The following is a 24,998-nucleotide window of genomic DNA, read 5'->3' on the forward strand; positions in this document are numbered from 1 at the left end:
GGTCAGCCCTCCCTGAGCACGGCCACGCCGCCGGGAGCGAGACGGACGGTGCCGTCGACGGGGGCGTCCGCGACGAGGTCGTACCCACTCGCCGCCACGTCCTGTGCGACGTCGGTGTGGTTGAGCAGGAAGAGCCACGAGGACGTGCCGTCGCTGCGGCGGGTCGCCTCGACCCCGCGCGGGAGCCCGGCGACGGCCGGGTCGACGCCGGCTGCGGCGAGCACGTCGTCGAGAAGCGCGCTCAGGGTGGCGTCGTCGGGCAACGTGCTGAGGTACCAGGCGGACCCGGCGTCGCCGGTGCCCGCCCGACGCGTCACCGCGGGGCGGCCCGAGAGGGGGCCGGACGCATACGTGCTCAGCACCTCGGTGCCGGGCAGGGCGGTGACGTCCTCGCTCCACCACGTGCCGGTGCCCGCGTCGAGCGCGACGGTCTCGACCGGGCCGAGGGGGAAGAACTCCTCGACGCGGACGCCGAGCAGGTCGCGGAAGGCTCCGGGGTAGCCACCGAGCCGCACGTGGTCGTGCTCGTCGCTGATGCCGGAGAAGTAGGTGACGAGCACCTCCGCGCCGCTCGCTGCCGCGGCGGCGACGGCGGCCGCGTGCGCGTCGGTGACGAGGTAGAGCTGCGGCACGACGACGAGGTCGTAGGCCGTGAGGTCGGTCGACGGGTGCACGACGTCGGCCGTGACGCCGCGGTCGTGCAGCGCCCGGTGGATCGCCGAGGCCGCGGTGAGGGCGTCGAGCTCGGAGCTCGGCATGCACGGCCCCTCGGCCGCCCAGATCGCCTGGAAGTCGTGCAGGACCGCGACGCGCGACTCGACCCGGCTGCCGACGAGCTCGCCGAGCCGGCCCGCGATGCGGCCGAGCTCCTCGACCTCGCGGAAGCGCGCGCTGTCGGGGCCGGCGTGCGGCACGAGCGCGCTGTGGAACTTCTCGGACCCGGCACGGGACTGGCGCCACTGGAACCAGCCGATGGTGTCGGCGCCGCGGGCCACGTGGGCGAGCGCGTCGCGGATCGTCTGGCCGAAGTCCTTGGCGTGGTTGGTCGGCTGCCAGTTGACCGCGCTCGTCGAGTGCTCCATCAGCATCCACGGCGCGCCGCCGGCCAGGCCGCGCGTGAGGTCGCCGCTGTAGGCGAGCTCGGCCCGGGGGTGCTCGAGGGCGTCGACGATGTAGTGGTCGGTGCTGACGACGTCGACGTCGGGCGTCCACTGCGAGTAGTCGAGGTGGCGGAAGTGGTCGAGGGTCATGAAGTTCGTCGTGACGGGCACGCCGGGGGAGAGCTCGTCGAGCACCGCGCGCTCGCCCCGCAGGTGCTCGAGCAGCGCGTCGGAGCTGAAGCGCTTGTAGTCGAGCACGTGGGTCGGGTTGTTGAACGTCGTCGAGCGGCGCGGGGGCAGGATCTGCTCCCAGTCGGTGTAGCGCTGGCTCCAGAAGGCGGTGCCCCACGCGTCGTTGAGCGACTCGAGCGAGCCGTAGCGGCGCTGCAGCCAGGTGCGGAAGTGGCGCGCGCACTCGTCGCAGTAGCACGGCAGGTTGTGGCAGGCGTACTCGTTGGAGACGTGCCACATCGCGAGCGCGGGGTGCTCGTGGTAGCGCGTCGCGAGCTGGCGGGTCAGGGCGAGAGCGTAGTCACGGAAGACCGGTGAGGTGGGGCACCACGCCTGGCGGCTGCCCGGCCACAGGGTGTGGCCGTCGACGTCGACGGGCAGGATCTCGGGGTGGGCGTGCGAGAGCCACGGGGGCGGGGTGGCCGTGGCCGTCGCGAGGTCGACCGCGATGCCGCCGGCGTGCAGCTTGTCCATGATCGTGTCGAGCCACTCGAACTCGTACTCGCCCTTGGCCGGCTCGAGCCAGCTCCACGAGAAGATGCCGAGGCTGACGAACGAGACGTTCGCCCGCTGCATGAGCTCGATGTCCTCGTCCCACACGGGGCGGGGCCACTGCTCGGGGTTGTAGTCGCCACCGAGTGCGAGGGTCTTCGTCGGCCATGAGCGCATGCCACACAGGGTGTCGCCTCCATCGCGGCGATGTCAACAATTTCCAACACAATCCTGCGGCGTCGCGTGGACTCGGTGTTCGAGTGAGGTGCGGCCCGGGGTCCGTGGACGCGTCGGCGGCCCCCGTCGCCGGGGGTGACGGGTGTCCCGGTTGCGCATTTACAACGGTGTAAAAGCGCAGGTCAGGGCGGACATGGTCTCGGTTCGGTCGCGGAAGTCGGCCAGTCTCCGGGAATCCCTTGACAGCCTCGGCCGTCCCGGACATTCTCTGTTTGTTGTTGGAGGTTTCTGGTGGCAGATGTTCGACTTCATCGCCGCGCTCCGACAACGCACCCGGCACAGCGTCAAAGGAGACCGCAATGACCCGCCCCTCGAGCGAGGCCGAGTTCCTGGCCCGCATGGTTCCCCCCTCCGTCCGCGGCGTGGACCGTCGGACCGTCCTGCGCGGCGCCCTCGGCGTCGGCGCCCTGCTGGGAGCCGGCGGCCTCGCGGCCTGTGGCTCGAGCAGCAACACCGGCTCGGGCGTCCCGACCGGCGCCGTCTCCGGCACCGTGACGGTCGGCTCCAACCAGTCCGACGCCGTGCCGAAGGCAGCGGTGCAGGCCTACATGGACGCCTTCGCCAAGGCGAACTCGGGCACGACGGTCAAGATCAACACCGTCGACCACAACTCCTTCCAGGAGAACATCAACAACTACCTGCAGGGCTCGCCCGACGACGTCTTCACGTGGTTCGCCGGCTACCGCATGCAGTTCTTCGCCGAGAAGGGCCTCGCCGGCGACATCTCCGACGTGTGGTCGGGCATCACCGGCATGAGCGACGCCCTCAAGAAGGCGTCGACCGGCGCCGACGGCAAGCAGTACTTCGTGCCCATGACGAACTACCCGTGGGCGGTCTTCTACCGCAAGAGCGTCTTCCAGGAGAAGGGCTACGAGGTCCCCAAGACCCTCGACGACCTCAACGCCCTCGGCGCCCAGATGAAGAAGGACGGCCTCGACCCGATCGCCTTCGGCGACAAGGACGGCTGGCCCGCGATGGGCACCTTCGACCAGATCAACCTGCGCGTCAACGGCTACGACTTCCACGTCAGCCTGATGGCCGGCAAGGAGGACTGGACCAACCCCAAGGTCAAGAAGGTCTTCGACACCTGGGCCGGCATCCTCCCCCTCCACCAGGCCGACTCGCTCGGTCGCACGTGGCAGGAGGCGGCACAGTCGCTCCAGCAGAAGAAGTCCGGCATGTACGTCCTCGGCTCGTTCCTCGCCCAGCAGTTCACCAAGGGCGCCGAGCAGGACGACCTCGACTTCTTCGGGTTCCCCGAGATCGACTCGACCATCGGCACCGACGCGGTCGAGGCCCCGATCGACGGCTACATGATGAGCTCCCGGCCGAAGAACGAGGCGGCCGCCAAGAAGCTGCTCCAGTACATCTCGCAGCCCGAGGCGCAGCTGCTCGCCCTCAAGGCCGACCCGAGCGTCATCGCGACGAACGACAAGGCCGACACGAGCGGCTACACGGCCCTGCAGAAGAAGTCGGCCGAGTTCGTCAAGTCCGCGAAGTCGATCACGCAGTTCATGGACCGCGACACGCGCCCGGACTTCGCCTCGACGGTCATGATCCCGGCGATCCAGAGCTTCCTCAAGAACCCCAAGGACATCGACGGCCTCTGCACGAGCATCCAGGCCCAGAAGAAGAGCATCTTCGGCTCCTGACGGGGGCGATCACCATGGCGAGCACTCGTAGGTACAGAGGTATCGACCAGCTGTCGGCGCGCGACCGCATCGTCGTCGCGCTGATGGTGGTCGTGCCGACGCTCTTGGTCCTCTGGCTCGTCTGGATCCCGGCGCTCGGCTCGGTCCTGCTCTCGTTCACGAACTGGGACGGGATCGGGCCGCTCTCCGGCATCAAGCCGGTGGGGCTCCAGAACTATCGGGACATCACGACGATCTACCCACCGTTCTGGCCGGCGATCCAGCACAACCTCATCTGGCTGGCGGTGATGTTCCTCGTCGCGACGCCGCTCGGCATGCTCTTCGCGATCCTCGTCGACCGCGGCGTCGCTGGCACGCGGTTCTACCAGACGAGCATCTACCTCCCGGTCGTGCTGTCCCTGGCCCTCATCGGCTTCATCTGGCAGCTCATCTACTCGCGCGACCAGGGTCTGCTCAACGCCCTGACCGGCGGGAGCACCGACTGGTACGGCGACTCGAGCGTCAACCTCTGGGCGGCCCTCGTCGCCGCGACGTGGCGCCACTCCGGCTACATCATGCTGCTCTACCTGGCCGGCCTGAAGGGCGTCGACCCGTCGCTCCGCGAGGCGGCGAAGATCGACGGTGCGAGCGAGACGACGACGTTCTTCAAGGTCGTCTTCCCGGTGATGCGCCCGATCAACATCATCGTCCTCGTCGTCACCTTCATCGAGTCGCTCCGTGCGTTCGACCTCGTCTGGGTGATCAACAAGGGCCGCAACGGCCTCGAGCTCATCTCGACGCTCGTCACGCAGAACGTCGTCGGTGAGGCCAGCCGCATCGGCTTCGGCTCGGCGCTCGCGACGATCATGCTCGCCATCTCGAGCGTCCTCGTCTTCATCTACCTCCGCATCGCCATGAAGGAGGACTGACATGTCCGCCACCGCGAACCCCGTGACGGAGCGCTCCCAGGAGCTGCTCAAGCCGCGCGAGGGCGGGCCCCAGTCCGGGCGCCGCTGGTTCCTGCCGGTCGTGCTGACCGCCATCTCCCTGATCTGGCTGTTCCCCCTGCTGCTCGCGCTCGTCAACTCGTTCCGTGACTACGCGTTCACCGCCAAGAACGGCTACATCTCCTGGGGCGGCTTCACGCTCGACAACTACAAGAACGCCTGGGAGCAGGGCGACTTCGGCCTGCACTTCTGGAACTCGTTCATCATCACGGTGCCCGCCGTGCTGCTGACGCTCTTCCTCTCGGCGTGCGTGGCGTTCGTCGTCGCGCGCTTCTCGTGGAAGATCAACTTCGCGCTGCTCGGCTTCTTCATGGCCGCCAACCTGCTGCCCCCGCAGGCGCTGCTCATCCCGGTCTACCGGATGTTCCGGGCCATCGAGGTGCCGTTCTGGTTCAGCGAGTCGGGCACGCTGCTCAACAGCTTCCAGGGCCTCATCCTCGTCAACGTGGCGTTCCAGACGGGCTTCTGCGCCTTCGTGCTCAGCAACTACATGAAGGCGCTTCCCAAGGAGCTCTACGAGTCGGCCGTCATCGACGGCGCCAGCGTCACGCGGCAGTTCTTCCAGATCACGCTGCCGCTCTGCCGGCCGGCGCTCGCCGCGCTCGCGGTGCTGCAGACGACCTGGATCTACAACGAGTTCTTCTGGGCCACCGTGCTGCTCCAGCAGGGCGACAAGTACCCGGTGACGAGCTCGCTCAACAACCTCCGGGGTCAGTTCTTCACCGACAACAACCTCGTTGCGGCGGGATCGATGATCATCGCGATCCCGACCCTGGTGATCTTCTTCGTGCTCCAACGACACTTCGTGGCGGGCCTGACGCTCGGTGCGACCAAGGGATGACGTGACCGACCTGACCAGCTCGTCCATCGTCCACCTCGAGTCCGCCGGGACCGCGCTCGTGCTCGAGCCGCGCCCCGGCGGTTCGGGGTTGCCCGAGGTGATCCACTGGGGTCCCGCCCTCGAGGGTGGGGCGAGCACGTATGCCGCCCTCGCCGCCCTCACGACGGCACCTGCACCCCCGAGCGCGCTCGACGAGCCGTGGCCGCTCACCGTGCTTCCCGGCGCGGCGGACGGCTGGGCGGGCACGCCCGGCTGGGCCGGCCACCGGGCCGGCGGGGCCGGCGCCGTGCGCTGGCACGACGTGTCGTGCGCGGCGGAGGGCGGGGCGCTCGTGACGCGCGCGACGTCGGCGGACGGCATCCGGCTCGAGCTGCGGCACGTCCTCGACGAGCACGGCGTGCTCCGCGTCGACGCGTCGGTGACCAACACCGCCGACACCGAGGCCCCCCTCGACGTCGCGGCGCTGCGGGCGATCCTGCCCCTGCCGGTGCGGGCCGACGAGGTGCTCGACCTGACGGGCCGGTGGTGCCGCGAGCGCTCGCCGCAGCGCAGCCGGCTCGACCACGGCACCCACCTGCGGGCCAGCCGCCGCGGGCGCACCGGCCACGACGCGACGCTGCTGCTCATGGCCGGCACACGTGGGTTCGACTGGCGCACGGGGGAGGTCTGGGCCGTGCACACGGCCTGGAGCGGCAACCACGAGCACCTCGTCGAGGCGCTGCCCGAGGGCGCCGGCCGCCACCACGCCGTGATCGGCGGCGGGGAGCTGCTCGCGCCGGGCGAGGTGCGCCTCGGGCCGGGGGAGACGTATGCCGCGCCGACCGTCGTCTTCGTCCACTCGACCGACGGCCTCGACGGCCTCTCGCGCCGCCTCCACGGCAGCCTCCGGGCCCGTGCGGGCCACCCGTCGCGGCCGCGCCCGGTCGTGCTCAACACGTGGGAGGCCGTCTACTTCGACACCGACCTCGACCAGCTGAAGGCCCTGGCTGACCAGGGAGCCCGCATCGGCGTCGAGCGCTTCGTGCTCGACGACGGCTGGTTCGGCGGCCGGCGCCACGACCGGGCCGGGCTCGGTGACTGGGTCGTCTCCGCGGACGTCTGGCCCGAGGGCCTGCACCCCCTCGTCGACCACGTGAAGGGCCTCGGTCTCGAGTTCGGGCTGTGGTTCGAGCCCGAGATGGTCAACGAGGACAGCGACCTCGTGCGCGAGCACCCCGACTGGGTGCTCGGGCCCGCCGCGGGCGCGCCCCGTGAGTGGCGCTGGCAGCAGCTGCTCGACCTGACGAACCCGGCGGCCTACGACCAGCTGCTCGAGCGCATCAGCGCGCTCGTCGCCGACCTCGGCATCGACTACATCAAGTGGGACCACAACCGCGACCTGCTCGAGGCCGTGCACACGGTCGGTGACCCCCAGGGGCCGGGCGGCCGCCGCGTCGACGCTCCCGCGGTCCACGAGCACACGCTCGCCTACTACCGCCTCCTCGACGACCTGCGGGCCCGTCACCCGCGGCTCGAGATCGAGTCGTGCAGCAGCGGCGGTGCGCGCGTCGACCTCGAGGTCCTCGACCACACCGACCGCATCTGGACGAGCGACTGCAACGACGCGCTCGAGCGGGCCGCCATCCAGCGCTGGACGAGCCTGCTCGTGCCGGCCGAGCTGATGGGCACCCACATCGGGCCCGCCACGGCCCACACGACGCACCGCACGCTCGACCTCGGCTTCCGCATGCTGCTCGCGCTGCAGGGCCACCCCGGCCTCGAGTGGGACATCACGGGCTGCACGGACGGCGAGCTGACGGCGCTGACGGCCTGGACCGCCCTCGCGCGCGAGCTGCGGCCGCTGCTGCACTCGGGCGACCTCGTGCGCTCCGAGACGCCCGACGGCACGGTGCTCGTCACGGGCACCGTCGACGCCGACCGCACGCACGCGGCCTACACGATCGCCCGGCTCGCCACCGGTCGCGACGCCGTCACCGGCTGCGTGCCCCTGCCGGGACTCGACCCGACGAAGGCGTATGCCCTCCGCCTCCGCCCGGAGGCGGGCCTGCCCGCGGTCGTGCAGAACACCGGGCCGGGCTGGTGGGAGCAGGCGCTCGCCGCCGACGGCGTGCAGGTGCCGGGGTCGGTGCTCTCGGGCGTCGGCCTGCCCCTGCCCGTCCTGGCGCCCGCGCAGGGCTACCTCCTCGAAGCACGAGCTCTCTGACCCCCTCCGCCCCCCTCCCTCAACCGTCGAGAGGCCACGGTCTGCGGGTCCTGCACCGTCGAGAGGCCAGACATGGTGGGTGCCCGCGAGTCGAGAGGCCGACCTTCGCAGCGAACTTCGGCCTCTCGATTCGCCAGGACCCGCACCGAGTGGCCTCTCGACGGTTGAGGGGGAGGGGGCGGGGAGGGGAGGGGCGTCAGGGCGCCTCGGCGGCGGCGTCGGTCGTGCAGTCGGCGCACCGGCCGAGCAGCGCGGCATGGCCGGTGTCGAGCTCGAAGCCCAGCTCGGCGCGCAGCCGGGCCGCCACCTCGTCGAAGAGCTCCGGCGCCACGTCGAGCACCCGCCCGCACACGTGGCACTGGACGTGCGCGTGGTCGGGATCGTGGTGGTGCGGCGCCGCGTCGCCCGCCGGGGCGGCGTCCGTGAGGTGGTAGACCGTCGCCGACCCGCCGAGGTGGACGTGCGCGAGCACGCCGGCGTCGACGAGCGCGGCGAGCGTGCGGTAGACGGTGGCGCGGTGCACGCTCGGCTCGAGGAGCGCGACCCGGGCGCCGATCTGCTCGGCGTCGAGGTGCTCGTCGGCGACGTCGGCCGCGTCGACGACGCGCAGGACGGCATACCGGGCGGGCGTGACGCGCTCGCCGCCCGCGCGGAGCCGAGCGACGACGCCGGCCACCCGCACGCTGTCGTCGGGGGCGGTCGGGCCACCCGCTGCACGTGCGGCACGCGGGGTGTTCGAGGGGGTCACCTCCCCATTATCGGCAGTGGCAGACTCTCCCCGTGCGCGCACTCACCAAGCTGACCGCAGGCCCCGGCCTCTCCCTCGTCGACCGCCCCGAGCCCGAGTGCGGGCCGGCTGACGTCAAGATCCGGGTGCTCCGGGCCGGCCTCTGCGGCACGGACCTGCACCTCGCCGGCTGGGACGACTGGGCGGCCTCGACGGTCGCGCCGCCCCTCGTCATCGGGCACGAGTTCTACGGCGAGGTCGTCGAGATCGGCGAGGACGTGACCGGCGTCGCCGTCGGCGACCGCGCGTCGGGCGAGGGCCACATCGTCTGCGGTCGCTGCCGCAACTGTCGCGCCGGTCGCCGCCACCTCTGCATCCGCACCGAGGGCATCGGGGTCAACCGCGACGGCGCCTTCGCCGACTTCGTCGTCATCCCGGCGAGCAACGTCTGGGTCCAGCCCGCAGACCTCGACCCCGACCTCGGCGCCGTCTTCGACCCGCTCGGCAACGCGACGCACACCGCGCTCCAGTGGCCCATGATCGGCGAGGACGTCGTCATCACGGGCGCCGGGCCGATCGGCGTCATGGCGGCCGCGATCGCCCGGCACGCGGGAGCGCGCTACGTCGTCGTCACCGACGCCAGCGACTACCGGCTCTCGCTCGCCGAGCACGCCGGGGCCGACCTGACGATCAACGTCACCCGCGAGACCCTCGCCGACGCGCAGGCCCACCTCGGCATGAAGGAGGGCTTCGACATCGGTCTCGAGATGTCCGGCGCCGCGCCCGCCGTCAGCGACATGATCTCGAACATGAACCACGGCGGCCGCATCGCGCTGCTCGGCCTGCCGCACCAGGCCTACGACCTCGACTGGGGCAAGGTCATCACCCACATGATCACGCTCAAGGGCATCTACGGCCGCGAGATGTACGACACCTGGTACGCCATGTCGCAGATGATCGCGACGAGCGAGCGCTTCCGCTCCGCCGTCGCGCAGGTCATCACGCACCGCTTCCCGGCCGAGCAGTGGGAGGAGGCCTTCGAGACGGCGCGTTCCGGTCAGTGCGGCAAGGTCGTCCTCGACTGGAGCTGAAGGGTTTTCGTATGCCGACAGCACCCGACCAGCCGCACCGCCCCCGTCCGCTCGTCCTCCTCCACGGTCTCGGCCAGTCGCCGATCGCGTGGCAGGACTTCGTCTCGGCCTACGGGGCAGGTCGCCCGATGACAGCGCCGTGGATGAAGGGCCTGAAGCCCAAGGACCCCGTCGGCTTCGACCTCGCGGCGGCTGCCGACGGCGTCGCCGACGAGCTCGAGCTGCAGGGCGTGCGGCAGGCCGACTTCGTCGCGGTGTCGGTCGGGGCGAGCGTCGCCCTGCGCCTCGCCGTGCAGCGGCCCGAGCTCGTGGGGCGCCTCGTGCTGGCCGGCGCGCTCGTGCGGCCCGGACGGGGAGCGTTGCGCCTGCAGAAGATCGCGATGCGCCTCGTGCCCGAGGGGAAGCTCGTCGACGCGGGCGTCTCACGCCCCCGGATGCTCGCCGTGCTCGATGCACTCAAGGGTTTCGACGGCACGGAGTCGCTGCGCGAGGTGGCGGCGCCGGTGCTGCTCGTCGCGGGGTCCAAGGACAAGGCGGGAGTGACTGCGGCACAGGCGCTCTCGCAGCAGCTGCCGACCGCGCGGGTGCAGGTCGTCGACGGCGCCGGCGCGCTCGTCAACACGGAGTCGGCCCGCGAGCTCGCCGACCTCGCGCACGCGTTCCTCGACGACACCGACCCGGCCGCCTGACCACGGCCCCGGAACCGGGGTCGGGCCAGGCGGCCGGTGGCTGTCAGCTCAGCCGGTGGGCCACGTCGCGTGCGTCACCGCCCCGCCACGCACCTCGACCGTGAGCTCGACCACGCCGTCGGGCAGTGGCACGAGCTCGTGCGCGCCCTCCGGCACGGACGGGTAGACGAGCGTGTGCACCACCCCACCGGCGCTCGGCCGGCCCACCACCGCCACGTGCGGGTGCCGGTGGCCGTGCTGGTGGTCGTGTCCGTGGTCATGATCGTGGTCATGATCGTCGTCGTCGTGGTCGTCGTGGTGGTGACCGGAGGCGCGTGCCGTCGACCCGGCCGGGCGGATCTCGACCTCGAGACCGTCGGTCGACCCGGGCATCGTGACGACCAGGGCGCCCACGTCCCCACCGATGTCGAGCAGCACCGGCCCCTGGCCCGCGTCGGGGTTCTCAGCGGTGCCCACGGTCAGGCGGCCGGCACCCCGGGAGCGGTCTGGAAGCCGCCGGCGGGGTCGGGCATGTAGGGGAAGTGCGGCAGGACCGCGAGGTTGGTGTTCGACGTGCCGTCCGTCAGGGCGGCCGCCGCGGCATCCGGGGTGAACGAGGGGTCCACGAGGGGGATGGTGGCCCCGGCGACCGCTCGCAGCTCGATGGCGACGACGTCGTCGATCAGCCTCCGGCCGTTCGGGAAGCCGGCGGCGTCCCCGGCGATGAGACCGATCGGGTTGGGCGAGCTGCTCGGCGGCACCGCGAGGTTGAGCCGCAGGAGGTCGGCCTGCCGCGGTCCCGTGTAGTTCTGGAAGCCGGGCACGACCCCGGCGGGGATGCCGGTGAGCAGGATCGCGAGGAGGTCGGCGCGATCCTTCGTGTAGGCCGCGAGGTTCGGGAAGACCCCGGGGTAGAGGGCAGGCAGCAGCTTGGCCAGCTCGGGTCGGGCGACGTACTTGGCGAAGGCGCTGTCGTAGCGCGGCGCGACGGCGTTCCAGCGGTCCTTCTCGGCCATCGGCGTGATGACCTCGTTGAAGAGCGGGTTGCCGAGACGGGACACCTGGGCGTAGGGCCCGTGCCCGCGGTGCCGCCCGTGGGAGTCGTCCCAGATCCGGGCCTTCTGGCGGCTCGCCGTGGCCCACACGCCGATCACCGAGGAGCCCCGCATCGGGTCGGTGGGGACGCGGTGGTCGCGGCTCAGGTCGGAGATCGGCACCTGCAGCGCGATGGTGTGCACGTTGAGGCCCTGCAGGCCGTTGACGCCGGCCACGCTGGGCAGCGGGAGCAGGTGGAGGTTCTGGAACGGGCGCAGGGCGCCGAGGTCGAAGATGCTGCCGAGGTCGACGAAGAAGGCGTCGCCGCGCTGCCCGGCGAAGACGGTGCGGCCCCCGCGGATGGGGTGGACCCCGGCGGGGGTGAAGGTGGCGCCGTAGTTCGGCGTGCTGCGCGGCCCGATGTTGACGGGTGGGCACGCGAGGCGGGAGGCGAGCTGCCGGGGCTTCTCGCCACGCTCGATGCGCGTCACCGAGTAGAACTGCGGGCGGTTCCAGTTCGGGTCGTCGATGGAGGTGAGCGGCCCCGTGTTGTAGAGGAACGTCTTCTTGTCGAGGACCTTGGTGGTGAAACGGAACTCGTAGGTGACGTCGGCCTTGGCGTCGCCCCGGTTGCTGACGTGGATCGCGTAGACGACGTCGTCGCCGAACTCGTAGAAGTTGGGGCCGCCCTGCGGGTTCTGGAACGGGATGAAGTTGGCGATGAGGGTGACCGAGCCCGGCTTGTCGGGGCTGACGAAGGCGTAGACGTCGGTGTTGTCGGCGACGGGGTCCTTCGAGATCTCGGGTGCTTCGCGGTGCGAGGACATGTCAGCGCCTCGCAGCCCGGTTGAGGCGGCGCACGAGGTCGTGGTCGTGGACGACCACCTCGCGCGTGCCGACGTAGAGCACGATCGTGCCGTGCTCGGGGTCGCTGACGTGCGCGACCAGGGGTTCACCCCGACCGGTGCCCGCGGTGGCGGGAGTGGCGACCGCGGAGCCGGCGGCCGCGGTGGTGACGGCTCCGGCTCCTGCTACGGCCAGGAAGCTTCGGCGTGACGTGGACATGACATCTCCTTCGAACAGCGAAACCACGGATCGGTCAGGATGGCCGGTCGCGGTCGCAACACGGTCGAGGGGTCGTCAACCGGTCACGCTACGCCCACGGATCTCGAAAAGGACAGTCTCGCAACAGCTTTCATCGCGAACCTGTTTCACAAAGGGGTCGACCGGGGACGAACCATGACACCGCGCCCGCTGCTGGATCGTCGGCGCGGTCCGGTGTGGACGGTGTGCCGCCTGCCGGGCGCGCGTCGCGTGGTTCAGTGGCTCCATGACCGACCGCTCGGACCACCGCTCGAACGACCACTCGGACGACCACGAGACGCACCTCGTCGAGGCCCCGGACGGCCGCACCCTCGAGGTGCTGACCACCGGGCCGGCGGACGGGCTCCCGCTCGTCTTCCACCACGGCACGCCGCAGGCCGCCGTGCCCTTCGGCGTCCTCGAGCGGCCGGCCACCGAGCGGGGCCTGCGCACGGTCGCCGTCTCTCGGCCCGGCTACGGGCGGTCGACGCCGCGACCCGACGCCGCGACGACCGCCACCGTCGCCGACGACGCCCGCGACACCGCCGCGGTGCTCGACGCGCTCGGCCACGACACCTTCGTCACCCTGGGATGGTCGGGCGGTGGGCCGCGGGCGCTCGCCTGCGCGGCCGTGCTGCCCGGCCGCTGCCTCGCCGCGACCTCGGGGGTGGGCATCGCGCCGCCGGACGCCGAGGGGCTCGACCTCACGGCGGGCATGGGGCCCGAGAACGTCGCCGAGTACGCCGCCGTCGCGGCGGGGCCCGAGGCGCTGACGGCCTTCCTCACGGAGCACGGCACGCCGGTGCTCTCGGCGAGCGCCGACGACATCGCCCGCGAGCTCGGGGGCCTGCTGCCGCCGGTCGACGTGGCGGCGATGACGGGTGAGCTCGCGGCCTACCTGGCGGCCGCCTCACGCCATGCCGGCGCCCAGGGCATCGTCGGCTGGCGCGACGACGACCTGACCCACTCCCGCCCGTGGGGCTTCGACCTCGGCGCGATCGAGGTGCCGACGGCGGTGTGGCAGGGCACCGAGGACCTGATGGTGCCGATCGCCCACGCCCGCTGGCTCGCGGCGCACGTGGCGGGCACCCGGGCCCACCTCGTCGAGGGGGAGGGGCACGTGTCGCTGCTCATGCGGATGGGCGACGTGCTCGACGACCTGCTCGCGCTGGCGGGCCGCTGAGGGCCGCACCGGACGGCATACGCTGGGTGGCGCCATCCGCTCCGCGCCACCCACGCGCCACCCACGCGCCCACCGGCCACGACCCGCGAAGGACACCGATGTACGGCTCAGTCAAGGACGAGATCGCCGCGACCCTGCGAGAGATCCAGGATGCCGGCCTCTACAAGAACGAGCGCGAGCTGACGTCGCCGCAGTCGGCGCACATCACCACCGTCAAGGCCGACGCGCTCAACTTCTGCGCCAACAACTACCTCGGCCTGGCCGACGACCCCGCCGTCGTCGAGGCCTCGAAGAAGGCGCTCGACGAGTGGGGCTTCGGCATGGCGTCGGTGCGCTTCATCTGTGGCACCCAGACGCTGCACACCTCGCTCGAGCACGCCATCAGCGAGTTCCTCGGCACCGAGGCGACGATCCTCTACTCCTCGTGCTTCGACGCGAACGGCGGCGTCTTCGAGGTGCTCTTCGGCGCCGAGGACGCGATCATCAGCGACGAGCTCAACCACGCCTCGATCATCGACGGCGTGCGCCTCTCGAAGGCGATGCGCTACCGCTACAAGAACGCCGACATGGCCGACCTGCGGGCGCAGCTCGAGGCCGCTCGTGACGCCGGGGCCAAGCGCACGGTCGTCGTGACCGACGGCGTCTTCTCGATGGACGGCTCCTACGCGCCGCTCGACGAGATCTGCGACCTGGCCGACGAGTTCGGCGCCCTCGTCTTCGTCGACGACTCGCACGCGGTCGGCTTCGTCGGCGACGGCGGCCGCGGCACGCCCGAGCTCTTCGGCGTCATGGACCGCGTCGACATCCTCACCGGCACCCTCGGCAAGGCGCTCGGTGGGGCCTCCGGCGGCTACGTCAGCTCGCACCGCGAGATCGTCGACCTGCTGCGCCAGCGGTCGCGCCCCTACCTCTTCAGCAACTCGGTCGCCCCGTCGGTCGTCGCCGGGTCGATGGCCGCGCTCGAGCTCGTCGAGGGCTCGGCCGAGAAGCGCGAGACGCTCAAGGCCAACACAGCCCTGTTCCACTCGCTCATGACCGAGGCCGGGTTCGAGCTGCTGCCCGGCACGCACCCCATCCGGCCGGTCATGTTCCCGGGTGAGGACGGTGCCCGCCGCGCCGCGCAGATCGCCGACCACATGCTCGGCAACGGCGTCTACGTCATCGCCTTCAGCTTCCCGGTCGTGCCGCGCGGCAAGGCCCGGATCCGGGTGCAGCTCTCGGCCGCGCACTCCGAGGCCGACGTCCGCGCCTGCGTCGACGCCTTCGTCGCCGCCCGGGACGCCGTCGCCTGACCAACGTGGCTGCAAGCGCGCCGTGGCGCAGTTGCAGCCGCGTGCGGGGCGGAAACCCGGCTGCAAGCGCGCCGTGGCGCAGTTGCAGCCGCGTGCGGGGCCGAAACCCGGCTGGAAGCGCGCCGTGGCGCAGTTGGGCGGGCCTCCCCGCACCCTGCGAGGAGGCCCGCTCGCCGGCTAGCGGTCGGCGGTGTTGAAGGCCTGGCGCAGCCTCGGCACCCGGCGGATGACGAACCGGTCGAGCAGGAGCACGAGCACGAGCGACGCGCCGAACACCGGCAGGACGATCGCCAGCGCCACGACGACGACGGCGAGCAGCGGCGACGACACCAGCGGCATACGGCCTCGGGGTGCGCCGACCGCGCCGGCCCCGCGGGGGCGGCGCCGCCACCACATGAGCGGCCCGGTCACGCACGAGACGACGACGGCCGCGCAGAAGAGCGCCGTCAGCCAGAAGTTGACCGTGCCGAAGCGACGGCCCTCGTGCAGGGCGATGCCCTGGCTGACCACCTGGGCGAGCGCCGGGTAGTCGTCGTAGCCGTAGGTGCTGACGACCTGGCCGCCGAAGCGGTCGACGTGGACGGTGCGCTCGGCGCCCGGGTCGTTGAACGCGTAGCCGATGACCGAGTAGACGCCGTGCTCGTCGGAGGGCAGCGCCACGGTCATCGGGTGCGTGAGCCCTGAACGGGAGCCCACCTCCACCGCGGTGTCGAGGTTCGCCACGCTCGTCTCGTCACCGTCGGCGCGCGGGTTCGACTGCGGCACCGGGCTCTTGCCCTGCGCCCACGGCACGGCGTGGTGGCTGTGCGGCAGCGACTCGTCGAGCGTCGAGGTCGGGTTCGACAGGGCGCCGGGATCCGCGCTCCACAGCGAGGTGCCCCGGTCGGTCGCGAGCTTCTGCACCTGCTCGCCCCAGATGCCCGTCCAGGGCAGCCCGGAGACCACGAGGAGCAGCAGTCCCGCCCCGACGACGAGGCCGGTGCGGGCGTGCATCGTCCGCAGCCGGGCGTTCGGCGCCCCGGCGAGCCGCTGGCGCCGACGCGCCCGGCGACCCTTGAAGAAGAGGACATAGCCGGTGACCGCCATGACGATCGCCCAGCACGCGCCGAGCTCCATGACGGTGTCACCGACCCGCCCGGCCATGAGGTCGGCGTGGAGCCGCACGGCCGTGCCGCTGATCGTCGAGTCGGGGTCGAGCGAGCCGAGCACGCGCACCGTGTAGGGGTCGACGAAGACGTCGCGCGTCAGCCCCTCCGCGGTCTCGACGGTGAAGCGGGCGCTGTCGTCGGCGCTGGTGGGCTCGGTGAAGGAGACGACGGTGGCCCCGGGGTCGGCTGCCTGCACCGCCTCGAGCTGGGTCTGCCACGGCTGCGTGAGCTGGCCCTGCGCGTGGTCGACACGCATGAGGTCGGCGTGCAGCAGCGGTTCGATCTGGAAGCGGAAGAGGTAGACGAGGCCGGTGAGGGAGAGGACGAGCAGGACGGGGACGACGACGACGGAGGCGTAGAAGTGCCAGCGCCAGAAGGCGCGGAAGAGGCCGGTGCGTGGTCGGGCGGCCTTCTGGGAGTCGGGTTTCGGACGTGCGGGATCGAGAACGGACATGGTGCTCCTCGAGCATGACGGAAGGGGGCGGCGGCCGGTCGGTACCGGCGCCGCAGGGGTGTCAGTGCAGGAGGAAGGCGGGTGGGCCGCGTCGCACCGGGGTGCGCGCGCTCCAGACGTCGTGCCGGACGAGCCGTGCGAGCCGGGCGAGCCGGCGGGCGGTGCGGTCGCGCTCGGCGTCGACCGTGGACGCGAGCAGGAGCTCGAGCGCGTTCACGAGCGAGCCACCCGTGAGCGCGGCCACGAGGCGCGAGACCGCTGCGCCCAGCCCTGCCGCCAGCGCGGCCACGAGGGTGCACGCCACGGCCCACGACTGCTCGCCGCGGGTCAGCAGCACGCCGACCGCGATGGCCGCCAGCACGTGCGCGACCAGCATGCCGGGTCCCGGCAGCAGGTCGGCGAGCCCGGCCGCCGACGCGGTCGAGGCGGAGGCCGCCGTCGAGCCCGCCGACGAACCCGCGGGCGACGCCGCGGCCCCGAGGTCACCCACCTCGATGCGCCCCAGCGGCCGTATGCCGTGGGCCGTGTGGGTGGCGACGTGGCCGCCCGCCGCGGACCCGTGCGCGTGCCCGCCGGGACCCGCCGCGAGCGCGGTGATCCCGTGGGCGACGTGGGCCGCGACCTGGAGGACGACGAGCAGCACGCCGGCGCGGGCGACCGTCATCTCCCGGCGGACGAGGGGCAGGCAGGCTCCGGTGAGCAGCAGGGTCGTGACGACGACCGCCGTGCCGGAGACGAGGTGGCCGCCGCCCGCGGCGTGCGCGAGCGTGGCCGTGCCCGAGGCCACGGCGGCGAGCACGACGGCGCGCAGGGTCTGCGCGTGCGGGCTCGTGGCGGTGGAGGGCACGCGACAAGGGTAGGCCAGGTCGCGTCAGCCGGTGGGCGGGTCGCGTCAACCGGTGGGCAGGTCGCGCATCCACGGGCGGGTGAGGTCGAAGCGGCGCCCCGAGATCTCGTCGACCTCGATGGCGACGACGATGGACTTCGGGGTGTCGACCCAGGGCCGCACGGGCAGCCGCTCCACGACGTAGGCCGCCTGACCCTCGAGGGTGCGGGTGCGACCGCGGCAGATGACGCTCGTCGCGCGCTCCTCGGCCACCTCGTCGACCTCGAAGGCGACGTCGGGGTTGGCCGTCACCCCGAAGAGCTTGCTGCCCTCCGCCGTCATGAAGACGAGACGCTCGCCGTCGACGGCGTAGTTGATCGGCACGATGTGCACCTCCCCGACGAGGTGGAAGGCCAGGCGGCCGAACTCGTGGGACCGCAGGAAGCCCCAGGCCTCCTCCGGGTGAAGGACGTGGACGGGGTCTCGGTCGGACATGGTGACCTCCTCGGAGGTACGGGCTGGTCGGCGTCTGGTCGACGGGGGGACCGGGCGGCTGCTGTCGCCTACTACTCATCGTAGGAGTCGCGGGCCCCGCCGTGACCCGTCTCGTGGCGAGTCCCGCGTCACACCACGCGTGCGATTGACTGGCCCCATGGACTTCTACAGCTCCTACGCCCAGGGCTTCGCACGGGTGGCGGCCTGCACGGTGCCGATCGCGGCGGCCGACCCCGAGCGCAACGCCGACGCCGTCATCGCCCGGGTGCGCGAGCTCGACGACGACGGGGTGGCGCTCGCGATCTTCCCGGAGCTGTGCCTCTCCGGCTACGCCATCGACGACCTCCTCCTGCAGGACCCCCTCCTCGACGCCGTCGACGACGCCCTGGCGCGCATCGCCGAGGCGACGGCCGACCTGCGGCCCGTCGTCGTCGTCGGCGCGCCCCTCGGGAAGGGCTCGCGGGTCTACAACTGCGGCGTCGTGATCCACCGTGGCCGCATCATCGGCGTCGCGCCGAAGTCGTACCTGCCGACCTACCGGGAGTTCTACGAGCGGCGGCACTTCGCGCCGGGCGACGACCAGCGGGGGCAGACGGTCGACGTGGCGGGGGACCGGGTGCCCTTCGGCCCCGACCTGCTCTTCCGCGCCACCGACGTGCCCGGCCTCGTGGTGCACGTCGAGGTGTGCGAGGACGTCTGGGTGCCGGTGCCGCCGAGTCACGAGGCCGCCCTCGCCGGCGCGACGGTGCTGACGAACCTCTCGGGCTCGCCCATCACCGTCGCGCGCGCCGAGGACCGCCACCTGCTCGCCCGGAGCGCCTCCGCGCGGTGCATCGCGGCCTACCTCTACGCGGCCGCCGGGGAGGGCGAGAGCTCGACCGACCTGTCGTGGGACGGCATGACGATGGTCTACGAGAACGGCGCCCTCCTCGCCGAGAGCGAGCGCTTCCCCGAGGGGCCGCGCGCCTCCGTCGTCGACGTCGACCTCGACCTGCTCCGCCAGGAGCGCCAGCGGCAGGGCACCTTCGACGACAACCGTCGCTCGCTCGCGGCGCGCACCGACGGCTTCCGCACCGTCGAGCTCGAGCTCGACCCGCCCACGGGCGACATCGGGCTGCTGCGCAAGGTCGACCGCTTCCCGTTCGTGCCCGACGACGAGGACCGCCTCGCGCTCGACTGCTACGAGGCGTACAACATCCAGGTCTCCGGCCTCGAGCAGCGGCTGCGCGCCATCGGCCAGCCCAAGATCGTCATCGGTGTCAGCGGCGGGCTCGACAGCACGCACGCGCTCATCGTGGCGGCCAAGGCGATGGACCGGCTCGGCCGGCCGCGCAGCGACATCCTCGCCTTCACGATGCCGGGCTTCGCGACGAGCGACCACACGAAGCGCAACGCCATCGCCCTGATGGAGTCGCTCGACGTCACGTGGGAGGAGCTCGACATCCGCCCGGCGGCCACGCAGATGCTCGAGGCCATGGGCCACCCGTTCGGGCGGGGCGAGGAGGTCTACGACGTCACGTTCGAGAACGTCCAGGCCGGCCTGCGCTACGACTACCTCTTCCGCATCGCGAACCAGCGGGGCGGCATCGTGCTCGGCACGGGTGACCTCTCCGAGCTCGCGCTGGGCTGGTGCACCTACGGCGTCGGCGACCAGATGAGCCACTACGGCATCAACAGCGGGGTGCCGAAGACCCTGATGCAGCACCTGATCCGCTGGGTCGTCTCCTCGGCGCAGTTCGAGGAGCACGTGGGTGAGCTGCTGACCTCCATCCTCGACACCGAGATCAGCCCCGAGCTCGTGCCGGCCAAGGAGGGCGACAAGCCGCAGAGCACGCAGGCCGTCATCGGGCCCTACCCGCTGCAGGACTTCACCCTCTTCCACGTGCTGCGCCGCGGCTACCGGCCCTCGAAGATCGCCTACCTCGCGTGGAACGCCTGGCGCGACAGCGCTGCCGGGGACTGGCCGGCCGGCTACCCCGAGGTCGACCGCGCGGCCTACGACCTCGAGACGATCCGCCACTGGCTCGAGGTCTTCCTCCGGCGCTACTTCGCCAACCAGTTCAAGCGTTCGGCGCTGCCGAACGGCCCGAAGGTCGTGGCGGGTGGCTCGTTGTCGCCGCGCGGCGACTGGCGTATGCCGTCCGACGCGTCCGCCGTGACGTGGCTCAGCGAGCTCGACGCGAACGTCCCCGAGAAGTAAGGCGATCCGAGTGGCATCGAAGATCATCGTCCGCGACCACCTCGACGACGACTGGCCCGCGGTGTGGTCGGTCATCGAGCAGGTGGTGCGCGCCGGCGACACGTTCCCGTTCCCCGTCGACCTCACCGAGTCGGAGGCGCGCGGGATCTGGCTCGAGAACGGCCCGGGCGGCCGGGTGACCGTGGCGACGGAGGGCGACGCCGTCCTCGGCACCGCGAAGATGGGCCGCAACCGGCCGGGCCCCGGGGCGCACGTCGCGACGGCCAGCTACATGGTCGCGGCCGACGCGCGCGGTCGTGGCGTCGGGCGCGCGCTCGTCGTCGACTCGCTCGAGTGGGCGCGCGCGTCCGGGTTCGCCGCCATGCAGTTCAACGCCGTCGTCGCGACGAACACCAGCGCGGTCCGGCTCTACGAGAGCCTCGGCTTCACCGTGGTCGGCACCGTGCCGCGGGCCCACGAGCTGCCGTCGGGCGAGCGCGTGGGCCTCAGCATCATGCACGTCGACCTGTAGGCGGCCCGGGCCGCGCCACCACGGTCAGGCGGTCACCACCACCTTGAGGGCCCGGGTGTCGGCGGCCCGCGCGAACGTGTCATAGGCCTCGATGAACTCGCCCATCGCGAACCGGTGCGTGACGAACCGCGCGAGGTCGACCTGGTGGGTCGCCAGGAGCCGCAGCAGCGTCGGCGTCGAGTACGTGTCGACGAGACCCGTCGTGATGGTGACGTTGCGGATCCACAGGTCCTCGAGGTGCAGCGTGGCCGGGCCGCCGTGCACGCCGACGTTCGCGACGCGGCCGCCGGGGCGGACGAGCTGGGCGCACTGCTCGAAGGTCGCGGCCACGCCCACCGCCTCGATCGCCACGTCGGCGCCGAGCCCCTGGGTCAGGTCCCTGACGACGGCGACGACGTCCTCGCGCGCCGGGTTGAGCGTGATGTCCGCCCCGAACTGCTTGGCCGCCTCGAGCCGGGCGTCGGCCAGGTCGATCGCCACGACGTGGGCCGGACTGAAGAGCTTGGCGCCCATGATGGCGGAGAGGCCGACCGGGCCGGCACCCACCACCGCTACAACGTCACCGGGTGAGACCCGGCCGTTCAGCACACCGACCTCGAAGCCCGTGGGCCCGATGTCGGCGAGCATGAGCACCTCCTCGTCGGTCACGCCGTCCGGGACGGCATACGTCGACGTGTCCGCGAACGGCACGCGCACGAACCCCGCCTGCGTGCCGTCGATGCGGTGGCCGAGGATCCAGCCGCCGCCCCCGATGCACTGGCCGTAGCTGCCGGCGCGGCAGTAGCGGCAGGCGCCGCAGGCCGTGATGCACGAGACGAGCACGCGGTCGCCCACGCGCACGTTCTTGACGCCGGGCCCCACCTCGGTGACGGTGCCCACGGCCTCGTGGCCGAGCACGCGCCCGTCGGTGACGGCGGCGACGTCGCCCCCCAGGATGTGCAGGTCGGTGCCGCAGATGGTGACGGTGTCGACCTTGACGACGGCGTCGGTGTCGGCCTGCACGGTCGGCAGCGGCACCTCCTCCCACGCCTTGCGGCCGGGGCCGTGGTAGACGATCGCGCGCATGGTGCTCATCGCTGCTCCTCCTGGGTGGTGGACGCCACGCCCGCGCGGCATCCCCACCAGTGCACGCCGTGGGCACGGTGGGGCAACAGGGCCGTTCGTCCCGACCGGTGGCGACCGGTTCGGGACGGTGGTCCCTCAGGCTGAGGTCCCCCGGGAGGGGATCCCCTCAGAGACCGCCGATCTGGGTCAGCTCCGCACGCAGCAGCGCGACGAGCGCGTCGAGCTGGAGCGTGTCGCCCGAGGTGATGGCCTCGTCGCTGCCGTCGAGCGCCCGGGCCGCGAGGCCCTGCTTGGCGTCGATGAGCTCGGCGATCTTCGTGTCGATGGTGCCCGAGGCGAGGATGCGCCACGCGGTGACCGGCTCGTCCTGGCCGATGCGGTGCACGCGGTCGATGGCCTGCTGCTGCTCCGCGGCCGTCCACGACAGCTCGGCGAGCACGACGTTCGAGGCGGCGTGCAGGTTGAGCCCGACGCCGGCGGCCGTCAGCGAGCAGACGGCCACGGCGACGTCGGGGTCCTTCTGGAACGCGTCGATGGCCTCCTGGCGCTGCTTCGAGGTCTGTTCGCCGCGGACCGAGACGGTGCGCAGCCCGGCCGAGGCGAGCACGCTCTCGGCGGCGTCCATGACGTCGATGTGCTTGGCGAAGAAGACGACCTTGCCGACCGAGTGCGAGAGCTGCACGGCGTAGTCGGCCGCGAGGGTCGACTTCGCCTGGCCGATGCGGCGCACGAGCGAGAAGACGTTGTCGGTGCCCTTCTCCGACGAGGCCGACCGCAGCTCCGCGGCCGCCACGCGGCGCATCAGCGCGGTGTCGGGCTCGTCGTCCTCCTCCAGGCCCTCGCCCTGGGCGAGCAGCGCCCGGTAGCGCGACGCGAGGCGGCGGCCGAGCGCCCGCTCGGCCTCGCGGATCGAGCGGCCGAGCTCGTCGTCGAGCTCCACCGTGATGTCGGCGATGCGCTTGTCGGGCAGGTCCTTGGCGACGTCGATCTTGCGACGGCGCACGATGCCCATGTCGATGACGGTGCGTCGGGCCTCGGGGTAGAAGGCGCGGTCGGCCGGCGTGTAGCCGGTCTCGTCGAGCCGGCGCACGATGTCGGCGGTGGGCTTGCCGTCCCTGATCCAGCCGAGGAAGCGCCAGATCGCGTCGAAGTCCTTGACGTCGTTGATGAGCGGCGTTCCGGTGAGGGCGATGAGGAGCGGGTCGCCGCCCGGCGTCGTCTCGCGGAGGCGGTCGCCGAGGGCGAGCACCTGCTGCGAGCGCTGCGAGCCGAGGTTCTTGATGAAGTGGGCCTCGTCGACGACCATCGAGCGGAACCCGAAGCTCGAGAGCCAGGCGAAGTGCCGGTCGAGGATCTCGTAGTTGACGACGAAGACGTCGGCGAAGGCGTCGACGTCGTTGCCGTCGCCGTGGATGACGGTGACCCGCCGCTGCGGCGTCCACCGCTCCACCTCACGGGCCCAGTTGATCTTCACGACGTTGGGCACGACGGCGAGCATCGGGTAGGCGTTCGCGACCGAGGCGGCCAGCACCGACTGGGCGGTCTTGCCGAGGCCGGGCTCGTCGGCCAGCAGGAAGGTGCGGTGGCCGGCCTGCACGCTCTGCAGGAACCGCGACTGGTGCACCATGAGCTGCGACCCGGGCGGCGAGAACCGGTCGATGGGCGGCTTCGGCGGGAGGTCCATCGAGGCGGCCTCACCGCCGGCGCCCTGCTCGAAGGCGCGGTAGAGCGGGCTGAGCAGGTCCCAGCCGGCCAGCCGGCCGGGCAGGTAGTCGTGGTGCGTGGCCCGGTCGAGGTCGGGCGTGAGGAACGGGTTGGCCATCGCGCGGGCCGGCACCGACTGCGGCGTCACCTGGCGGGCCGCGATCTGCGGCGGCACGACCGGGCGCGGCGGCTCGGGGGCCGTGATGACGAGGTCCTCCTCGGCGAGCTCGGCCCCGGACTCGAGCAGCCAGTCGCGGCGCATCTGCTGCGCGGCGGGGCCCGGCTTGGCGTTCGCGTCGAGCAGCGTCAGCAGGCTCGTGTCGCGGGCCGTGATCTGGGCGAGGATCGTCGCGATGCCGTCGAGCCGCTTGAGCAGGTCGGCGCGGGTGGCGGAGGGGATCGAGGCGTCGTCGCGCACGCGGGAGCGCTCGGAGCGCATGAGCAGGGCCACGACGAGGAACTTCGTGCGGTTGGTCGGGCTCGCCTTGCCCTTGCTCGAGACCCGGGCCTCCACCTCGCGCACGCGGCGGGCCAGCACCGGGATGAGCGGTGCGGGGTCGTCGCGGCGCGGGGTGCCGTGGCGCTGGTCGGCGCCCTTGCGCTGGGTGGAGCCCTTGCCCTGGCCGTCGCTGGGGCGGCGGCGAACGCGCGTTGCCATGTTCCTCCTGATGACGCGGCGGACGCGGGGCCGGCCTCCCGGCGGCACCCTGCGCTCGACGCGACGTCGAACCCTGTCTGTGCCGGCGGCGGACTCGACCCGAGTCCCGGCGGACGCGCAGTGGCGCGCCACGATGTCCCGGACCCGGGGCGACGTCTCACGCAGGACGTGGACCGTCGGCCGCCGTTCGTGCGCCACGTGGGCGCGGGGACAGCTCGACTCTACAGGGCGTCGCGGGCCGTCGGTGGCGTATGCCGTCGCGCTCGCCGAGCAGGTGTGCCGTCCTCCCGTCGTCAGGCCCGTCCCCAGCGTCCGCGTCAGCCGAGCCCGACGCCCACGAGGGCGCCGATGGCATACGTGATGCCCATGGCCAGCAGGCCGCCCGCGACGTTGCGGGCGACGGCCCGCGCGACCGGGCTGCGGCCGAGGCGCGCGCTCACCCAGCCGGTCAGGGCGAGGGCCGCGGCGACGCTGACGACGGTGACGTGGATGCGCACGCGCTCGGGGCTGTAGGTGATCGTCAGCATGGGCAGCACCGCGCCGACGACGAAGGCGACCATCGAGGCGGCCGCCGCGTGCCACGGGTTGGTGAGGTCGTCGGGGTCGATGCCGAGCTCGGCCTCGGCGTGCGCGCCGAGGGCGTCGTGCGCGGTCAGCTCGCGCGCGACCTGCTCGGCCAGCGGGCGGCGCAGCCCCTTGGCCTCGTAGAGCTGGGTCAGCTCCTCGAGCTCGCCCGTGGGGTCCTCGCGCAGCTCCTGCTTCTCGAGGCGCAGGAGCGCGCGCTCGGAGTCGCGCTGCGTGCTCACCGAGACGTACTCGCCGGCCGCCATCGACATCGCGCCCGCCGCGAGCGCGGCGATCCCGGCCAGCACGATGGAGCCCTTGTCGCTCGTCGCGCCCGCCACGCCGACGACGACTCCCGCCGTCGAGACGATGCCGTCGTTCGCGCCGAGCACCCCGGCGCGCAGCCAGTTGAGGCGGCTGCCCACGGCCGCGTCGTGCGGCTCCTCGCGGTCGTGCGCGTCGAGCGGTGTCGCGTCGTCGGACGCGCGGGTGTCAGGCATGGAAGGCTCCGGGGGCCGTCGAACGGAAAGGGTGGCCGGACGATCGTGGCAC

21 protein-coding genes are annotated in these 24,998 nt (G+C 72.2%); 10 read left to right on the forward strand and 11 right to left on the reverse strand.

All coding sequences use genetic code 11. The annotated features are described in order from the left end of the window. Window positions 1–2: 2 nt before the first annotated feature. Window positions 3–2,000, reverse strand: a complete 1,998-nt coding sequence (locus tag ABD979_RS03455; protein WP_345506041.1) for a beta-galactosidase — start codon at window positions 1,998–2,000, stop codon at window positions 3–5. Between the two features lie 359 nt (window positions 2,001–2,359). On the opposite strand from ABD979_RS03455, the gene ABD979_RS03460 reads away from it, so the two are divergent. The 4 genes from ABD979_RS03460 to ABD979_RS03475 are packed head-to-tail and all read left to right on the forward strand — an operon-like array spanning window position 2,360 to window position 7,742. Beyond that, window positions 2,360–3,712: an ABC transporter substrate-binding protein gene (locus ABD979_RS03460; protein WP_345506043.1), complete on the forward strand. Its 1,353-nt coding sequence runs from the start codon at window positions 2,360–2,362 to the stop codon at window positions 3,710–3,712. A gap of 14 nt (window positions 3,713–3,726) precedes the next feature. Then, window positions 3,727–4,620: a carbohydrate ABC transporter permease gene (locus tag ABD979_RS03465; protein WP_345506044.1), complete on the forward strand. Its 894-nt coding sequence runs from the start codon at window positions 3,727–3,729 to the stop codon at window positions 4,618–4,620. A 1-nt stretch (window position 4,621) separates the two neighbouring features. Next, the gene (locus tag ABD979_RS03470) at window positions 4,622–5,539 is read left to right on the forward strand and encodes a carbohydrate ABC transporter permease (RefSeq protein ID WP_345506045.1); all 918 of its coding nucleotides are present in this window, start codon (window positions 4,622–4,624) and stop codon (window positions 5,537–5,539) included. Between the two features lies 1 nt (window position 5,540). Next, on the forward strand, window positions 5,541–7,742 hold the full coding sequence (locus ABD979_RS03475) for an alpha-galactosidase (protein ID WP_345506046.1): 2,202 nt from the start codon (window positions 5,541–5,543) through the stop codon (window positions 7,740–7,742). A gap of 196 nt (window positions 7,743–7,938) precedes the next feature. Here ABD979_RS03475 and ABD979_RS03480 read toward each other — a convergent pair whose 3' ends face one another. Beyond that, on the reverse strand, window positions 7,939–8,490 hold the full coding sequence (locus tag ABD979_RS03480) for a Fur family transcriptional regulator (RefSeq protein ID WP_345506047.1): 552 nt from the start codon (window positions 8,488–8,490) through the stop codon (window positions 7,939–7,941). Between the two features lie 32 nt (window positions 8,491–8,522). Between ABD979_RS03480 and tdh the strand changes: the two genes are divergently transcribed. Both tdh and ABD979_RS03490 read left to right on the forward strand, forming a co-directional pair. After that, complete coding sequence (gene tdh / locus ABD979_RS03485) at window positions 8,523–9,560, forward strand: L-threonine 3-dehydrogenase (protein WP_345506048.1); 1,038 nt, start codon at window positions 8,523–8,525, stop codon at window positions 9,558–9,560. A gap of 11 nt (window positions 9,561–9,571) precedes the next feature. Further along, complete coding sequence (locus tag ABD979_RS03490) at window positions 9,572–10,249, forward strand: alpha/beta fold hydrolase (protein WP_345506049.1); 678 nt, start codon at window positions 9,572–9,574, stop codon at window positions 10,247–10,249. A gap of 48 nt (window positions 10,250–10,297) precedes the next feature. Here ABD979_RS03490 and ABD979_RS03495 read toward each other — a convergent pair whose 3' ends face one another. The 3 genes from ABD979_RS03495 to ABD979_RS03505 are packed head-to-tail and all read right to left on the reverse strand — an operon-like array spanning window position 10,298 to window position 12,328. Further along, window positions 10,298–10,705, reverse strand: coding sequence for a hypothetical protein (locus tag ABD979_RS03495; protein WP_345506050.1), 408 nt, complete (start codon window positions 10,703–10,705; stop codon window positions 10,298–10,300). Between the two features lie 2 nt (window positions 10,706–10,707). After that, on the reverse strand, window positions 10,708–12,090 hold the full coding sequence (locus ABD979_RS03500) for a DUF4331 domain-containing protein (RefSeq protein WP_345506051.1): 1,383 nt from the start codon (window positions 12,088–12,090) through the stop codon (window positions 10,708–10,710). 1 nt (window position 12,091) lies between these two features. Then, the gene (locus ABD979_RS03505; protein WP_345506052.1) at window positions 12,092–12,328 is read right to left on the reverse strand and encodes a hypothetical protein; all 237 of its coding nucleotides are present in this window, start codon (window positions 12,326–12,328) and stop codon (window positions 12,092–12,094) included. A gap of 265 nt (window positions 12,329–12,593) precedes the next feature. On the opposite strand from ABD979_RS03505, the gene ABD979_RS03510 reads away from it, so the two are divergent. After that, a complete protein-coding gene (locus ABD979_RS03510; RefSeq protein WP_345506053.1) occupies window positions 12,594–13,529 on the forward strand; it encodes an alpha/beta fold hydrolase in 936 nt (311 codons plus the stop codon). 98 nt (window positions 13,530–13,627) lie between these two features. Continuing rightward, window positions 13,628–14,821, forward strand: a complete 1,194-nt coding sequence (locus ABD979_RS03515; RefSeq protein WP_345506054.1) for a glycine C-acetyltransferase — start codon at window positions 13,628–13,630, stop codon at window positions 14,819–14,821. 177 nt (window positions 14,822–14,998) lie between these two features. On the opposite strand, the gene ABD979_RS03520 is transcribed toward ABD979_RS03515, so the two are convergent. From ABD979_RS03520 to ABD979_RS03530, 3 genes are all read right to left on the reverse strand, one after another. After that, on the reverse strand, window positions 14,999–16,423 hold the full coding sequence (locus tag ABD979_RS03520; RefSeq protein ID WP_345506055.1) for a PepSY-associated TM helix domain-containing protein: 1,425 nt from the start codon (window positions 16,421–16,423) through the stop codon (window positions 14,999–15,001). Window positions 16,424–16,484: 61 nt separating this feature from the next. Further along, window positions 16,485–17,270, reverse strand: a complete 786-nt coding sequence (locus ABD979_RS03525) for a hypothetical protein (protein WP_345506056.1) — start codon at window positions 17,268–17,270, stop codon at window positions 16,485–16,487. Window positions 17,271–17,315: 45 nt separating this feature from the next. Next, entirely contained in the window at window positions 17,316–17,744 is a 429-nt protein-coding gene (locus ABD979_RS03530; protein ID WP_345506057.1) for a pyridoxamine 5'-phosphate oxidase family protein, read from the reverse strand. Window positions 17,745–17,901: 157 nt separating this feature from the next. Between ABD979_RS03530 and ABD979_RS03535 the strand changes: the two genes are divergently transcribed. Together ABD979_RS03535 and ABD979_RS03540 are read left to right on the forward strand one after the other, a co-directional pair. Then, the gene (locus tag ABD979_RS03535) at window positions 17,902–19,944 is read left to right on the forward strand and encodes an NAD(+) synthase (protein ID WP_345506058.1); all 2,043 of its coding nucleotides are present in this window, start codon (window positions 17,902–17,904) and stop codon (window positions 19,942–19,944) included. Between the two features lie 10 nt (window positions 19,945–19,954). Further along, window positions 19,955–20,455: a GNAT family N-acetyltransferase gene (locus ABD979_RS03540; RefSeq protein WP_345506059.1), complete on the forward strand. Its 501-nt coding sequence runs from the start codon at window positions 19,955–19,957 to the stop codon at window positions 20,453–20,455. Between the two features lie 24 nt (window positions 20,456–20,479). On the opposite strand, the gene ABD979_RS03545 is transcribed toward ABD979_RS03540, so the two are convergent. The 3 genes from ABD979_RS03545 to ABD979_RS03555 all read right to left on the reverse strand — a co-directional run bounded on the left by ABD979_RS03545 (window position 20,480) and on the right by ABD979_RS03555 (window position 24,946). Beyond that, entirely contained in the window at window positions 20,480–21,529 is a 1,050-nt protein-coding gene (locus ABD979_RS03545) for a zinc-binding dehydrogenase (RefSeq protein ID WP_425583901.1), read from the reverse strand. 157 nt (window positions 21,530–21,686) lie between these two features. After that, on the reverse strand, window positions 21,687–23,882 hold the full coding sequence (locus ABD979_RS03550) for a DEAD/DEAH box helicase (RefSeq protein WP_345506060.1): 2,196 nt from the start codon (window positions 23,880–23,882) through the stop codon (window positions 21,687–21,689). A 317-nt stretch (window positions 23,883–24,199) separates the two neighbouring features. Continuing rightward, entirely contained in the window at window positions 24,200–24,946 is a 747-nt protein-coding gene (locus ABD979_RS03555; RefSeq protein WP_345506061.1) for a VIT1/CCC1 transporter family protein, read from the reverse strand. Window positions 24,947–24,998: the final 52 nt, after the last annotated feature.

This window comes from Terrabacter aeriphilus (assembly GCF_039542985.1).
In the GTDB taxonomy this organism is placed as follows: Bacteria; Actinomycetota; Actinomycetes; order Actinomycetales; family Dermatophilaceae; genus Terrabacter; species Terrabacter aeriphilus.

What these genes read in the sequence shown, in the direction of transcription:
- ABD979_RS03455 (WP_345506041.1), bottom strand. Translation starts at nt 2,000, where the DNA reads ATGCGCTCATGGCCGACGAAGACCCTCGCACTCGGTGGCGACTACAAC.
- ABD979_RS03460 (WP_345506043.1), top strand. Translation starts at nt 2,360, where the DNA reads ATGACCCGCCCCTCGAGCGAGGCCGAGTTCCTGGCCCGCATGGTTCCC.
- ABD979_RS03465 (WP_345506044.1), top strand. Translation starts at nt 3,727, where the DNA reads ATGGCGAGCACTCGTAGGTACAGAGGTATCGACCAGCTGTCGGCGCGC.
- ABD979_RS03470 (WP_345506045.1), top strand. Translation starts at nt 4,622, where the DNA reads ATGTCCGCCACCGCGAACCCCGTGACGGAGCGCTCCCAGGAGCTGCTC.
- ABD979_RS03490 (WP_345506049.1), top strand. Translation starts at nt 9,572, where the DNA reads ATGCCGACAGCACCCGACCAGCCGCACCGCCCCCGTCCGCTCGTCCTC.
- ABD979_RS03500 (WP_345506051.1), bottom strand. Translation starts at nt 12,090, where the DNA reads ATGTCCTCGCACCGCGAAGCACCCGAGATCTCGAAGGACCCCGTCGCC.
- ABD979_RS03505 (WP_345506052.1), bottom strand. Translation starts at nt 12,328, where the DNA reads ATGTCCACGTCACGCCGAAGCTTCCTGGCCGTAGCAGGAGCCGGAGCC.
- ABD979_RS03510 (WP_345506053.1), top strand. Translation starts at nt 12,594, where the DNA reads ATGACCGACCGCTCGGACCACCGCTCGAACGACCACTCGGACGACCAC.
- ABD979_RS03515 (WP_345506054.1), top strand. Translation starts at nt 13,628, where the DNA reads ATGTACGGCTCAGTCAAGGACGAGATCGCCGCGACCCTGCGAGAGATC.
- ABD979_RS03520 (WP_345506055.1), bottom strand. Translation starts at nt 16,423, where the DNA reads ATGTCCGTTCTCGATCCCGCACGTCCGAAACCCGACTCCCAGAAGGCC.
- ABD979_RS03530 (WP_345506057.1), bottom strand. Translation starts at nt 17,744, where the DNA reads ATGTCCGACCGAGACCCCGTCCACGTCCTTCACCCGGAGGAGGCCTGG.
- ABD979_RS03535 (WP_345506058.1), top strand. Translation starts at nt 17,902, where the DNA reads ATGGACTTCTACAGCTCCTACGCCCAGGGCTTCGCACGGGTGGCGGCC.
- ABD979_RS03545 (WP_425583901.1), bottom strand. Translation starts at nt 21,529, where the DNA reads ATGAGCACCATGCGCGCGATCGTCTACCACGGCCCCGGCCGCAAGGCG.
- ABD979_RS03550 (WP_345506060.1), bottom strand. Translation starts at nt 23,882, where the DNA reads ATGGCAACGCGCGTTCGCCGCCGCCCCAGCGACGGCCAGGGCAAGGGC.
- ABD979_RS03555 (WP_345506061.1), bottom strand. Translation starts at nt 24,946, where the DNA reads ATGCCTGACACCCGCGCGTCCGACGACGCGACACCGCTCGACGCGCAC.